This window comes from Moraxella haemolytica, assembly GCF_030177935.1.
GTDB classification, from domain to species: Bacteria; Pseudomonadota; Gammaproteobacteria; order Pseudomonadales; family Moraxellaceae; genus Moraxella; species Moraxella haemolytica.
In genome coordinates this window covers 714,463-729,169 of sequence record NZ_CP089974.1, presented here as the reverse complement: position 1 = coordinate 729,169, position 14,707 = coordinate 714,463, and the positions used below count along the sequence as shown (strand labels likewise).

The 14,707-nt window shown below is 39.4% G+C and carries 12 protein-coding genes and 2 riboswitches; of the genes, 7 read left to right on the top strand and 5 right to left on the bottom strand.

Annotated elements, in window-relative coordinates; genetic code table 11:
• Positions 1–12: 12 nt before the first annotated feature.
• The 4 genes from rpsR to LU276_RS03410 all read right to left on the bottom strand — a co-directional run bounded on the left by rpsR (position 13) and on the right by LU276_RS03410 (position 1,749).
• Positions 13–240: a 30S ribosomal protein S18 gene (gene rpsR, locus LU276_RS03425; RefSeq protein ID WP_076556033.1), complete on the bottom strand. Its 228-nt coding sequence runs from the start codon at positions 238–240 to the stop codon at positions 13–15.
• Positions 241–257: 17 nt separating this feature from the next.
• Positions 258–656, bottom strand: a complete 399-nt coding sequence (rpsF, locus tag LU276_RS03420) for a 30S ribosomal protein S6 (RefSeq protein ID WP_284674257.1) — start codon at positions 654–656, stop codon at positions 258–260.
• A gap of 145 nt (positions 657–801) precedes the next feature.
• Positions 802–1,281 carry a hypothetical protein gene (locus LU276_RS03415; protein WP_284674256.1) on the bottom strand — a complete coding sequence of 160 codons (480 nt, stop codon included), beginning with the start codon at positions 1,279–1,281 and terminating at the stop codon, positions 802–804.
• Between the two features lie 147 nt (positions 1,282–1,428).
• Complete coding sequence (locus tag LU276_RS03410) at positions 1,429–1,749, bottom strand: YcgL domain-containing protein (protein WP_284674255.1); 321 nt, start codon at positions 1,747–1,749, stop codon at positions 1,429–1,431.
• A gap of 104 nt (positions 1,750–1,853) precedes the next feature.
• Positions 1,854–1,982, top strand: a riboswitch (glycine riboswitch).
• Between the two features lie 16 nt (positions 1,983–1,998).
• Positions 1,999–2,128: riboswitch (glycine riboswitch) on the top strand.
• A gap of 136 nt (positions 2,129–2,264) precedes the next feature.
• Between LU276_RS03410 and gcvT the strand changes: the two genes are divergently transcribed.
• From gcvT to gcvP, 4 genes are all read left to right on the top strand, one after another.
• Complete coding sequence (gene gcvT, locus LU276_RS03405) at positions 2,265–3,362, top strand: glycine cleavage system aminomethyltransferase GcvT (protein ID WP_284674254.1); 1,098 nt, start codon at positions 2,265–2,267, stop codon at positions 3,360–3,362.
• A 169-nt stretch (positions 3,363–3,531) separates the two neighbouring features.
• Entirely contained in the window at positions 3,532–3,774 is a 243-nt protein-coding gene (locus tag LU276_RS03400; RefSeq protein ID WP_284674253.1) for a hypothetical protein, read from the top strand.
• 50 nt (positions 3,775–3,824) lie between these two features.
• Positions 3,825–4,205: a glycine cleavage system protein GcvH gene (gene gcvH / locus LU276_RS03395; protein ID WP_284674252.1), complete on the top strand. Its 381-nt coding sequence runs from the start codon at positions 3,825–3,827 to the stop codon at positions 4,203–4,205.
• Positions 4,206–4,444: 239 nt separating this feature from the next.
• Positions 4,445–7,291 carry an aminomethyl-transferring glycine dehydrogenase gene (gene gcvP, locus LU276_RS03390; protein WP_284674251.1) on the top strand — a complete coding sequence of 949 codons (2,847 nt, stop codon included), beginning with the start codon at positions 4,445–4,447 and terminating at the stop codon, positions 7,289–7,291.
• Positions 7,292–7,370: 79 nt separating this feature from the next.
• On the opposite strand, the gene LU276_RS03385 is transcribed toward gcvP, so the two are convergent.
• Positions 7,371–7,967 carry a 4'-phosphopantetheinyl transferase family protein gene (locus LU276_RS03385; protein ID WP_284674250.1) on the bottom strand — a complete coding sequence of 199 codons (597 nt, stop codon included), beginning with the start codon at positions 7,965–7,967 and terminating at the stop codon, positions 7,371–7,373.
• 282 nt (positions 7,968–8,249) lie between these two features.
• Here LU276_RS03385 and nth point away from each other — a divergent pair, with 282 nt between their 5' ends.
• The 3 genes from nth to cas12a all read left to right on the top strand — a co-directional run bounded on the left by nth (position 8,250) and on the right by cas12a (position 14,669).
• Entirely contained in the window at positions 8,250–8,897 is a 648-nt protein-coding gene (nth, locus tag LU276_RS03380) for an endonuclease III (RefSeq protein ID WP_284674570.1), read from the top strand.
• 376 nt (positions 8,898–9,273) lie between these two features.
• Entirely contained in the window at positions 9,274–10,653 is a 1,380-nt protein-coding gene (locus LU276_RS03375) for an APC family permease (protein ID WP_284674569.1), read from the top strand.
• Between the two features lie 224 nt (positions 10,654–10,877).
• The gene (cas12a, locus tag LU276_RS03370; RefSeq protein WP_284674249.1) at positions 10,878–14,669 is read left to right on the top strand and encodes a type V CRISPR-associated protein Cas12a/Cpf1; all 3,792 of its coding nucleotides are present in this window, start codon (positions 10,878–10,880) and stop codon (positions 14,667–14,669) included.
• The last annotated feature ends 38 nt before the right edge of the window (positions 14,670–14,707 follow it).

Here is a 14,707-nt window from a genome sequence, read left to right as displayed (position 1 = left end):
TCTCTCCGTTAATTACTTGTGGTTGTCGGTGTATGGCAATAGAGCCAAATAGCGAGCTTGTTTAATAGCAACAGCCAATTGGCGTTGATATTTATTAGAAGTACCAGTGATACGGCTAGGGACGATTTTGCCATTTTCGCTGATGTATTGCTTTAGAAGTTCTACATCTTTGTAATCAATGTGGCTAATGCCTTCAGCGGTAAAACGGCAGAATTTGCGACGACGATAGAAACGTGCCATGAGTTATCTCCTTAAAATTATTCGCTGTCAGCTTCGCTCTCAACTTCTTGAGTGCGAACATCGTTACGGCGGTTGGCTTTGCGGGTGCGTTTATCTTCAGCTTCTTTTGCCAAAGGAGATTGCTCAGTAATCGCACTTTCACGACGGATAACTAGGCTACGAATGATTGCATCATTGTATCTGAATAGCTCTTCTAGCTGAGCTAGGGTTGCTTCGTTACATTCGATGTTCAAAAGTACATAGTGTGCTTTGTGAATTTTGTTGATTGGATATGCCAATTGACGGCGACCCCAGTCTTCTAAACGGTGGTTAGCACCGCCATTTTCTTCTACAATAGAACGGTATTTAGTTACCATATCGGCAACTTGGTTGCTTTGGTCTGGGTGTACCAGTAGCACCACTTCATAATGTCTCATAAGGACTCCCTACGGATTAAAACAGCCACCATCTGATGATGATAGCAAGGAGATGTGAATTTAGATAAAATCACAAGCGGTATATTATACACAGATTTTTTTAGAATTCAAGCCAACAATCACTATTATAACAAAAATAAAAAAGTTAAAGATTATGCTCTTGCAACTGGCGTTTTTGCTCTTGGATATGGGCAAATTCCTCTGCTTTGGCGGTATTGCCCTCAATCACACTACGCAACATCTGCCAAATCGATCCAATAACCAAAAATACCGCAAATGTCGCCAAAATCGGCAGGCAATCACCAACAATACCAGCAAAATCTTTCATGAGCAAAGAGTGGAATAATCTGATGACAGCAGGTGCAATCGCCCCAGAATCTCCAGTGGCAGCACTTGGTGCAAATAATACCGCCGCTACAAATACCCAACTAACCCCACGCACTGAAATCGGTAAAATACGCACAACCACAAGCCAAAGTAGCAACACCAATATAGAAGCACCGATATAGACCATCAATGGCAACTGCTGATCGGGAATATCCGAGACCAGATTCGACCACCAAACTATCAAGCCTGCCAACCTCTCACTGATGGCATCTAAGGGTAGATTTTTAATCCATTCCATAATGTATCTAATTTTACTAAGATTGATGTATTTTAGCACACATCTAGCAATGCTACTAAAATTTATTGGGTTAATTCTCTAAGAATGATAAAACACCAAACGACCAATAGTCTTGTCAATCATTATAAGGTTTATTGGTAGTCTGATTTAATCATATTGCTTATCTTGCAATGCCTTAGCTTTAGCCATGGCTTGTGTCGCCAAAATGTCCGCAGGTGGCGGTTGGACATAATAGCCCTGCTCGGCAAGTTTTGCTTTAACCTCACAAATATCCACCCTTGCCAACTTATCACGAGCATTTAAATCTAAATGCATGACAAACGAACCAAGTCCTAATTTTTGGCGAATTTCAGATGGTAAAATACCTAGCCAATCTCTTAGCTCATCGGTGTCATTGGGATAATCTGGTCGGGCGATATAAACATACCAATCTTCATTTTTTGCAAATTTATACACATCACAATGCATATCATCTCCTCTTATCAACTTAAAATTTCTCAATAATTGGCATTTATTTTGTAAAATTTAAAAATTTCTCTTGTAAATTGTAGCATTATTTTTCATAATAAGGGCGTAATTTTTCAGGAGAGATTGGTTTTAACTGTTATTTGATCAAGCCATATTTTTGATCAATTTAAAACCAACACCGAAGGCGTAAACCACTCCCATAATCGCTCAGGTAAATGGACTGAAAAATTTAGATAAATCACAGCTTTATCAAAAAAATCTGGAGAATGGTACATAGGAATTAGTACCTACCGAAGGGAAGAAAATCTTTAAATCTCAATGAATCAATATCATTGGTTTGATGATTGAAAATCTCAGGTAACAGGACAGATGGGGTGCTTAAAATAGTTAAAATATTAGCTTCACGATGGGTAAATCAATGCTCTTGCTATGGTGTAATCTAAATTTAACGCAATGATTTTGAAACAATGATTTTTTAAATGATTATTTTTCAGGCACTTTTTAAGGAAATACAGATGTCTCTACAACGCACCCCCCTATTTCATGCCCACACCGCCCACAATGGCAAATTAGTGGATTTTGGTGGTTGGGAATTACCCGTCAATTATGGCTCTCAAATCGAAGAACACAACGCTGTACGAACAGATGCGGGCATGTTTGATGTCTCGCATATGTTGGTTACCGATGTAGCAGGCGACAACGCAAAAGCATTTTTTCAAAAATTAATTGCCAATGATGTTGCCAAACTTTCCTTTGTTGGCAAGGCCTTGTATTCAGGCATGCTAAACGAACAAGGTGGCGTAATTGATGACTTAATTGTCTATCGCACAAGCGAGGACGAAACCACCTATCGCATTGTATCTAATGGTGCTACTCGTGAAAAAGATTCGGCACACTTTAATAAGGTGGGTGCTGAATTTGGCGTTACCATCACCCCCCGCTACGAACTGGCAATGCTTGCCGTGCAAGGCCCAAAAGCAATAGAAAAATTAGTTGCCACCAAGCCTGAATGGGCGGATAAAGTAACCGCTCTAAAACCATTCGTTGGGGTGGATTTGGGTGGTGATTGGTTTGTCGCTCGTACAGGTTATACAGGCGAAGACGGCGTTGAGATTATCATGCCTGCCGATCAATCGGTAGAGTTTTTTAATGACCTAGTAAAAGCTGGCGTTGCTCCATGTGGACTTGGGGCAAGAGACACTTTGCGTATGGAAGCAGGCATGAATCTATACGGTAATGATATGACCGATGAAGTCAGCCCATTGGAAGCAGGCATGGCATGGACGGTGGATTTAAAAGACGAAAACCGTGATTTTATTGGCAAAACAGCACTAGTCAAACTAAAAGCCGATGGTGTAAAAGCCAAACAAGTGGGCTTATTACTAGAAGAAAAAGGCGTCATGCGTTCAGGAATAACCGTCATTACCGATAAAGGTGAAGGCATTACCACCAGTGGCGTATTTAGCCCAAGTCTCAATCAATCCATCGCCATCGCTCGTATACCTGCTGATTTTGATGGCACGCACGCCAAAATTATCATGCGTGGCAAAGAGTTTGGCGTACGAGTATTAAAACTACCCTTTGTTAGAAATGGCAAAAAACAGTTTGATTGACTGCATCTCTAAACAATAAAAAATGATGGCATCGCTAATATAAGTTTGTCAAGCACAGAATATGATAGAAAATGATTATCTATGTGGTTCAATACTTAACATTCTTAATGATTATGATGTCATCAACATCGCTTATTCATTAAATAGCAACACCTAATTAGGAGTTTTCATGAGTCATATTCCAAACAAATCAAGATATACAGCCAGCCACAAAAGGTTATGCCCAAAAGCAATCCAAGAGATGACGCTAGCAAAGTCTGTGCAAGCAACGGGTAATCTTTTTAAAAAAGGTCTGAGTGTGAAAATATGTATTATGGCAACAGCTTTGCTATTAGCGGGTTGTGGTGCTAAAGATACTTGCCTAGATTATGGTGGACACTATAATGATGCTACAGGAAAATGTGAAAAATAAGCAACCAATCACCCTATTATAATTTTTTAACCTTAACTAGGAGAGCTTTTATGAGCAATACCCCAATTGATTTAAAATATGTTGCCAGTCACGAATGGCTAAAACTTGAAGATGACGGTATCATCACTGTTGGCATTACCGACCACGCCCAAGATTTGCTTGGCGATGTGGTATTTGTAGAATTACCAGAAGTTGGTCGCACCGTCTCGGCTGACGAAGAGATTGCCGTTGTTGAATCTGTTAAAGCGGCAAGTGATGTTTACGCTCCTATTAGCGGTGAAATCGTTGAGATTAACGATGAGCTTGTGGACAGCCCAGAGCTTGCTAATGAAGACCCATATGGTAAAGCATGGTTCTTTAAAATCAAACCTGCCAATCCTGCCGATTATGACAGCCTAATGAGTGCAGACGAGTACGAGAGCAGTCTATAAGAAAAATAGCGTAAGTTCAATTTGAGCTTACGCTATTGGCTTTACAGCTTGCAAATATGTGTATTTACTGTTTTCACACCCAAAATTGGTGCATAGCATGATTGAAATTACAATTCACAAGATTTAATTAACCATACTTATCACCTTATTACATTGATAATAAATTTAATTAAAAATTGCATTTTTAAATACCATTTTTAATTAAATTTTAACCAACCTTAACCAAATAAGGACATATCATGGCTTTTAACAACTTTTCCGAACTTTTTTACGAAAATGCCTTTGTGCATCGTCATCTGGGCAATGATAAATCCGCCACTGACGCAATGCTAGCCAAAGTCGGTGCAAGTGATTTGGATAGTTTTGTGGACTCTGTTGTGCCACAATCGGTGCGTTTAGGTAAAGCTCTTGATTTGCCAGTGGCAATGAGTGAACACAACGCCCTTGCCAAACTTCGTGCAATGGCAGACGACATTGTGGTTGCCAAAAGCTACATCGGTCAGGGCTACTCACCTACTCGCTTGCCTGCGGTTATTCAAAGAAATGTACTAGAAAATCCTGGTTGGTACACTGCCTACACCCCCTATCAAGCCGAAATCGCTCAAGGTCGCCTAGAGGCTTTATTAAACTTCCAGCAAGTATGTATTGACTTAACAGGTATGGATTTGGCAGGGGCAAGTTTGCTTGATGAAGCCACAGCTGCCGCTGAGGCAATGGCTATGGCGAATCGTTGTAGCAAGTCCAAATCAAAGCAATTTTTTGTAGATGCACGCACTTATCCACAAACACTTGATGTCATCAATACTCGTGCCAAATATTTTGGCTTTGAGGTGGTGGTTGGCGATTTTGAAGTTGCTAAGACGGGCGATTTTTTTGGAGCGTACTTCCAATATGTTGGCAAAGACGGTGATGTAGCCGATTTGACCGACATCATCAAAACCGTCAAAGATAACGGTGCTTACGCCATCGTGGCTGCCGATATCATGAGCCTTGTACTACTCAAATCACCTGCTGATATGGGAGCTGATATTGCTCTAGGTAGTACTCAGCGTTTTGGCATTCCGATGGGCTTTGGTGGTCCACACGCTGCCTATTTTGCCTTTAAAGACAAAGACAAACGCTCTGCCCCTGGTCGTATTATTGGCGTATCAAAAGATGCACAAGGCAACACCGCCCTACGCATGGCACTACAAACTCGTGAACAGCATATCCGCCGTGAAAAAGCCAACTCAAACATCTGCACAAGCCAAGTGCTACTTGCCAATCTAGCAGGTATGTATGCTGTGTATCACGGAGCGACAGGTTTGCAGCGTATCGCCAGTCGTATTCATGCGTTGGCAGTGGCATTTTATAATGCGGTTAAAAGCCAATTTACGCCTGTTAGCGATGTGTTTTTTGATACCATCATCATCAAAACTGACAAAGCAAGCGAGCTTGTCAAAACAGCAAAATCAAAAGGCTACAATCTTTTTCATAAAGATGATCTAGTAGGTGTATCTTTTCATGAGTTGACCGATGAAGCAGAATTTGCTGAATTATGTGAGATTTTTGGGGTAACTGGTAATCTTGATAAGGTAGAAAATGTGCTTGGTGCATTAAACCGCACAGATGACATTCTCACACACCCAACCTTTAACAGCTATCACACTGAACATCAGATGCTGCGTTATTTAAAATCGCTAGAAGATAAAGACTTGGCAATGAACCGCTCAATGATTTCTCTTGGTTCTTGTACAATGAAATTAAATGCTACTAGCGAGATGTTGCCGATTACTTGGAATGAATTTGCCAATGTTCACCCATTCGCCCCACAGGACGACACCAAAGGCTATGTAGCGATGATTGATAGCCTGCAAACACAGTTAAAGGCGATTACCGGCTTTGATGAAATTTCAATGCAGCCCAATTCTGGGGCGTCTGGCGAGTATGCAGGACTTTTGGCGATTCGCCGTTACCACCAAAGCTTGGGTCAAAACGACCGTAATATCTGCCTAATTCCCCGTTCAGCACACGGAACCAACCCTGCTACTGCCCAAATGATGGGCATGCAAGTGGTCGTGGTTGCAACCGATGATAATGGCAATGTGGACTTTGATGACTTGGTCGCCAAATGCGAACAACATAGCGATAAGCTAGGGGCATTAATGATTACCTATCCGTCCACGCACGGTGTGTTTGAAGAAGGTATTCGTGATATCTGCGACTTGATTCATCAGCATGGCGGTCAAGTGTACATGGACGGTGCTAATATGAACGCCCAAGTGGCACTCATGCGTCCTGCTGATGTCGGTGCTGATGTGCTACACATGAATCTACACAAGACCTTTTGTATTCCGCACGGCGGTGGCGGTCCTGGCATGGGACCGATTGGGCTAAAATCACACCTTGCACCATTTATCCCGAGTCACAGCGTAAACCCTGTGTTTAACGCCCAAAATGGTCAATCGGCTGTGTCAGCTGCCCCTTATGGCTCGGCAAGCATCCTTCCTATTTCATGGATGTATATCACAATGATGGGGCGTGATGGACTGCTTGCTGCCACCAAGCAAGCCCTATTGAACGCCAACTATATCGCCCAGAGCCTCAAAGATGACTACTCCGTACTTTATACAGGCAAAAATGGACGGGTGGCACACGAGTGCATTATTGATATTCGCCCATTAAAAGCAGAGACTGGCATCACCGAAACCGATATAGCCAAGCGTTTGATGGATTATGGTTTTCACGCACCAACCATGAGCTTTCCTGTGGCAGGCACGCTGATGATTGAGCCAACCGAATCTGAGAGCAAAGATGAGCTTGATCGCTTTATTAGTGCATTAAAGCAAATCAAGCAAGAAGCCTTAAAAGTGAAAGCAGGTGCTGATGGTTGGACAGCCGATAACAATCCGCTGGTCAATGCACCACACACCCAAGATGTCATCGTAGGCGATTGGGACAGACCATATAGCCGTGAAGTGGGAGCATTCCCATTGCCATATGTCAAGGCTCACAAGTTCTGGCCAACCGTTGGTCGTGTGGACGATGTCTATGGCGATAAGAACTTAATTTGCTCTTGCCCTTCTATTGATAATTATGAAGATTGATGGGTGATATTGCTTAGCAATACTCACAAAATACCGCTCTATTGAGCGGTATTTTTATTCTTATTACCATGCAGACTTTTTATTTTAATGTCCACGCCTGCCAAACATCGCCAGTATAAGCTATGGTAATGACATCATCACCCATGTCAATACATTCAAAACGATAACAACCCATCTTATCATGAAAAATCTCGCCTTGATGCCTATTGATAAATTTAGCATTTAGTTCTCTTAAGGCTAGGCGGATACCTATGCCATTTGCTTTTATCACTGCTTCTTTAATCGTCCAGAGCCGAAACCATAGTCGCACATCACAGTCATTCTCTTGCCAATACCGATATTCATCAGCATGAAAATACCGTCTTGCCAACTGCTCAAAATTAGCCTGACGGCACACACTCTCAACATCCACGCCAAGCTCAGCAACACTCAACGACCACGCTAGTACATAGGCAGTATCATGGTGCGACTGATTAAATACCAAATGACTATTAGTAATAATCGGCTTACCATTTATTTGTTTGTCATAATTGGGCGTAGGCAATCCATGCCGACCACAAAACTGGCTTAATATCTGATGGCGAGATTGACGCAAGTCTGCTTTTGATGGCATCGTCTGCCTGATGCCTTGGTTGTTTACGCCATTGACTAAAATCTGATGATGTAGATAAATCATGATATTATGCCCATTCACACATTGACTAATCAACCATCAAATTACTGGATATCCAAGCAAATTTCAAGGATTTTCTTGCAATCTTTGCGTTGATGATGGCAGATGTGCCTATTTTCACACTAAGATAAGCCATGTTATAATAATCTTTTTATCTAGCATATCGCCATGACAACCAAACCCACAAAGAAACCCACTTCCAAAGCCATCAGCCAAGCAAAATCTGGCTCACAAAAAGACAAATTATCCATCGCTAAAACTGCTGATACGCCTGCATCTCGTCCGATGAATGAAGAAAAACGCTTGGCATTTTTTCAAAAACTCTCTGAACACATCAAAGAGCCAGTTACCGAGCTTAATTATAGCAACGAATTTGAGCTACTCATCGCCGTCATGCTCTCAGCCCAGTCAACCGATAAAGGCGTCAATATCGCCACAGGCAAACTATTTCCGGTCGCCAACACTCCGCAGGCGATACTGCAATTAGGGCTGGACGGTTTAAAATCGTATATCAATAGCATCGGATTATACAACTCCAAAGCCGCCAATATCATCAAAACCTGTCAAGACCTAATCAATAAGCATGATGGACAAGTACCACATACCAGAGCTGAACTTGAAGCGTTGGCAGGGGTTGGTAGAAAAACAGCCAATGTCGTCTTAAACACCGCCTTTGGTCAGCCTGTCATGGCAGTTGATACGCACATCTTCCGAGTGGGTAATCGCACAGGGCTTGCCACAGGCAAAACTGTACTTGCTGTAGAAAAAGCCCTAATGAAACGCATTCCGAATCGATTTCTTGTGGATGCTCACCACTATCTCATATTGCATGGACGATACACTTGCATGGCAAGAAGCCCAAAATGTGGTTCATGTGTCGTATTTGATGAATGTATGTTTAAAGATAAGGATAAATGGGCAGACTTAGGATAAATCATAAATTAAAATCCGTGCTTGATATTGCCTGTTAGACTGATATATCCGTATAAGTACGATAGCTAAACTTGTTATTTTTTTTCATGTATATTACCCCAAATTTTTAATGACAATTTGGTGGTTTTGCCTTATAATCTGCCAAATTCTTGGCCAAAGCCATCAATCCACTTGAGAATCACTGACTCACACCATCATTCTCAAAAAACCACTGGAGTATCCCACTAAAAACCCGTCTCGCCTAAAAAACAGACTTGTTGGCAGTCTTACTCTTTAAAAATTGTTCACACTCAATCGTGTCTTTTTTTCTTAGGTCAGATTGCACCATGTTAGCGACTGACCGGCAATTTTTGGAGGATTTCCTTTGAATGCACCCATCTCCACCTCTACTGCTACCAAGCCTGTAACTTTAAGTCGCAATTTAGGCATTTGGCATGTCATCATCATCGGTCTATCATACATTCAACCCACCACTCTTTTTGATACTTTCGGTATGGTTTCAAAAGCCAGTCATCAGCACACACCCATGTCCTATGTCTTAGCACTCATTGCCATTTTGCTAACCTCGCTCAGTTATGGACAGATGATTCGTGCCTACCCATCATCAGGCTCTGCATATACTTACGCCCAAAAAGCGATTCACCCTACGGTAGGCTTCATGGTTGGCTGGTCTAGCTGGCTAGATTACCTGCTTATGCCAATGGTCAATATCGTATTAGCAGTCATTTATTTTAGTGCGTTATTTCCTGAGGTAAACACTTGGTTTTGGGTGGTGGCATTCACCTCCATCATGACAATCGTCAATCTACTTGGAGCAAAAATCGTAGCGTACTTTAATAGTTGGATTGTTGCAGGTCAATTGCTCATCATTGCCTTTTTTACCTACCTAGTCTATACCAAACTTAGCCAAGGGCTAAATGCCGATGGCGTGATTGACGCCGCTCATGCTTACCAGTTATGGAGCTTGACACCATTTTTTAATGCCACTACCGAGATTATGCCACTCATCGCTGGGGCAACCATCTTGTGTTTTTCTTTTACAGGTTTTGACTCTCTATCCACACTGGCTGAAGAAACCAAAGATGCAAAAAACAAACTACCAAAAGCGATTTTTTTAACCTCGCTCATCACGGGTCTTATTTTTATCGTCAGTACTTACTTCATTCAGCTTTATTTTTCAGGCAATCCAAGTACATACTTCACCCAAATTGACGAGACTCAGCCCGAAATTTTATTGCTCGTGGGTGGTTCGCTGTTTCAATCCATTGTCTTGACTTTTGGCATCATAACCGTTGTCGCCTCAGGTATTTCAGCTCATGCAGGCGTCTCACGATTGATGTATGTGATGGGTCGTGATGGTGTGATTAGTCGCCGTGTCTTTGGTTATATTCATCCAAAATTACGCACACCTGTCTTTAATATCTTAATTGCAGGTTTGGTGGCATTAATGGGTGGTTTTGTGGATTTGGATTTTGTGGTACATTTGATCAGCTTTGGGGCACTGACGGCATTTAGTTTTGTCAATCTGTCTGTCATTTTTGAATACGCTCTCAAAAACCGCAGATTGCACAGTCCCAAACAAGTCTTTTTAAATCTCATCGTGCCAACGCTTGGCTTTATCACCATCTTTATTATGTGGCTTAATGTCGAAAACACCTCGCTATACGCTGGGCTATCTTGGGGCTTATTAGGATTTGTCTATCTTTTATGGTTGACCAAAGGTTTTTCAAAGCCCATACCCACCCATCAAGAGTAACTCTTAAAATAAAAAATCGGACAACTAGGTCCGATTTTTTTATACTACTAACCACTCATCTTTTTGAGTACAGACAGTTTATTCAAGTATTAAAAACACACTCATAAAATAGATGTGGTTACACACAGACTAGTTGATATGGCATCAAATTCGCACTATAATAAAATTATCCGTGCCAAACACCAAGATTGATCCAACCCCTTCAATACATAAAAGGAATTCATATGCTATTCACCAATTTCACCCGCCAATACCCTCTTTCCAAAACCTTGCGTTTTGAATTAAAGCCTATTGGTAAAACACTTGAACACATCAAAGCCAAAAACTTTTTGGGGCAAGACGCTACACTTGCCGAAAGTTATCAAAAAATAAAACCGATTTTAGATGACTATCATCGTGATTTTATTGAGTTGGCGTTAACAGACACTCATCTAGCACAGCTGTCTGATTTTCAGCATACTTATCTGGCACTAAAAAACAGTAAAAAAGACGACAAATTACATAAAGATTTAGAAAAATCACAAGAGCAATTACGCAAACAAATTGTCAAGCAGTTTGAAAAAGACAATACCACCAAAGCCTGGTTCAAAGGTTTGTTTGCCAAAGAATTGTTCGGTAGTAAAAAAGAGCAAGGCGATTTGACAAAGTGGGTCATTCAAAAAGAAGGTGAAGAATCGCCAAAAATTGCACTCATCAAGCAGTTTATCGGTTTTAGTACTTATTTTAGTGGCTTTTATGAAAACCGAAAAAACCTATATAGCCACGAAGCCAAACACACCGCCATTGCTTATCGCTTAATTCACGAAAACCTACCCAGATTTGTGGATAATATTCAGATTTTGCATCATATCAAAAATAGTCACCCAAAACTGTATCAACAGCTTTTTGATATCAACAATCAAATTACTGATTATTTTGATGAATTTGGTATTGATGATTTATTGAATATTGAGTTTTATAATCATCTATTATCCCAATCTGGTATTAGTGCTTACAATGCGTTATTGGGTGGTAAAGTTTTGGATAATGGCACAAAATTACAGGGTATTAATGAGTTTATCAATCTATATAATCAACAAAATAAATGTAAAGTTGCCAAACTAAAACCCCTGCACAAACAATTATTGAGCGACAAACAAAGCCTATCCTTTTTACCAACAAGGTTTGAAGATGATAACGAAGTTTGTAGTGCAATTAATGACTTTTATCGTACTTATCACGATGATTTTAATAAAATTGACACCATATTAAATCATATTAAAGATTACGACCCAAATGGTATATACATCCATCATGGTCAATTAACGCATATTTCACACATTTTATATGGCAATTTTAATATCATTAATCAGGCATTATCTGATTATTATGCCAACACCATCAATACCGAATTTAACAACAAACTTACCAAAGCCAAAACGGATAATGTCAAAAATAAACTCAATAAAGAACGAGAAACATTTATCAAATCCGAGCATAGCATTGCCACTTTGGAGCAGGCATTAGGTCAATATTGTCAAAAACAAGAGGATGTTGCGTTTGTAAGCATAGTAGATTATCTATCACAATGCTCCATCAATGCTGATGCTCAAAAATTGTCCTTAATCAAAAACATTGACAATAAATTTAGCACCATCAAAGGATTTTTGGAAAAAGAATATCCTACTGGTGAGCGTAACTTTTATAAACACAAAAAATCTCATGACATTGTCAATTTAAAGTTATTTTTAGATAGCGTGATGGCTTTGGTGCATTTTATTAAGCCATTAGCCATCGGTAGCGACACCAGATTAAATGAGGATAAGACATTTTATGGTGAGTTTACGCCCTTGCATGATGATTTGAAGCATTTTAGCTCACTTTATAACAAAGTGCGTGATTATATTTCACAAAAAGCCTTTACTGCAGAAAAATACAAACTCAATTTTGATAACGCCACCTTACTCAATGGTTGGGACTTAAATAAAGAAAAGGATAACTTTGGCATTATTTTACAAAAAAATGATAACTATTATCTAGCGATTTTGGATAAATCACATAAACAAGTCTTTGACCAAGCCCCAGTTGCCACAAGCCAAGATGTTTATCAAAAAATGGTTTATAAACTATTACCCGGTCCAAACAAGATGTTGCCAAAAGTATTTTTCGCAAAAAGCAATATTGATTATTATTCGCCCTCTAAGGACATTTTGGAGAAATACGAAAAAGGTACACACAAAAAAGGTGAACTGTTCAATCTATCTGATTGTCATCGCCTGATCGACTTCTTTAAAACTAGCATCAATAAGCACTCAGAATGGCGAGAGTTTGGCTTTCAATTTTCTGACACCAGCAATTATCAAGATTTAAGTGATTTTTATAAGGAAGTTGAACCACAAGGGTATAAAGTTTTCTTTACCGATATTGACAGCAGTTATATTGATAACTTGGTAGAACAAGGAAAACTCTACCTATTCCAAATTTACAATAAAGATTTTTCTGCAAAATCTTACGGCAATAAGAATTTGCATACTTTGTATTTTAAGGAATTATTTAGCCCAGAAAATCTACAAAATGTGATTTATAAACTAAATGGCGAAGCGGAGATTTTTTATCGCAAGGCATCATTAAATATTGATGATGTGGCAAAGCACCCTGCTTATGAAAAACTGACGATGAAAAACCCCAACAACCCCAATCAGGATAAAATTGCCACCCACACAATCATCAAAGATAAACGCTATACGGAGGATAAGTTCTTATTACATATTCCCATTACGATGAATTTTGGTGTTCATGGCGCTGGCTTTAAAGAATTTAATAAAAATGTCAATCAAACACTTAAAAATAGTAACGAAGATATCCATATCATTGGCATTGACCGTGGTGAACGCCATTTATTATATGTCAGTGTCATCAATAGCCAAGGTGAAATTGTTGAACAAAAGTCTTTAAATGAGATTGTTAATACTGGTCATAACGGCATTAAATTAACAGTCAATTATCATGCTCTTTTGGATAACAAAGAAAAAGAGCGTTTGGAGGCTCGTGTAAACTGGGGAGAGATTGAAAATATCAAAGAAATTAAGCAAGGTTATTTAAGTCAAGTGGTGCATTATATCAGCCAGCTGATGCTTAAATACAATGCCATTGTTGTGTTGGAAGATTTGAATTTTGGCTTTAAGCGTGGACGGTTTAAGGTTGAAAAGCAAGTGTATCAAAACTTTGAAAATGCACTTATTAAAAAACTCAATTACTTGGTATCAAAAGATAACCCACCAAATGAATTAGGCGGTATTAGAAATGCACTGCAATTAACCAATAAATTTGAAGATATTAAAGATATTGGTAAGCAGACAGGATTTTTGTTTTATGTGCCTGCTTGGAATACCAGTAAGATTGACCCTACTACAGGTTTTGTTAATTTATTGCCACTAAACTATGAAAATACAGACAAAGCCAAAGCATTTTTTAAGAATTTTGATGGCATTTATTATAACGCTAGCAAAGATTATTTTGAGTTTACATTGGATTATAATAACTTTACCGATAAAGCAAATGGCTCAAAAACCCATTGGGTGATTTGTTCACATGGCGATGTGCGTTATGCTTATAATAATACCAAAAAAACTATAGACAAAATCAATATCAATGATTGTCTAAAAGCATTATTTAATAAACATCAAATCAATTATCAAACTGGCAATGATTTAATTGATGCGATTTGCAATAATAATAGTAAAAATCTGTATAGCAGTCTTTATTATTATCTAAAAGTACTGGTATCTATGCGATATAGCAACGCCAATACAGGCGATGATTTTATTTTATCGCCTGTAGCAAATAAAAACGGTGAGTTTTTTGATAGTCGCAAGGCTGACAACCGCTTACCAAATGATGCTGACGCCAATGGTGCGTATCATATTGCCAAAAAAGGCTTGTGGGTATTAAATCAAATTAAAGCAAGTGATGATTTGGATTCATTGAAACTGGCTATTAGCAATCAAGAATGGCTTAAATTTGTTCAAACCCATTAGATAGTTTTTAGGCTCAATTTTAAAAATTGAGCCTAATT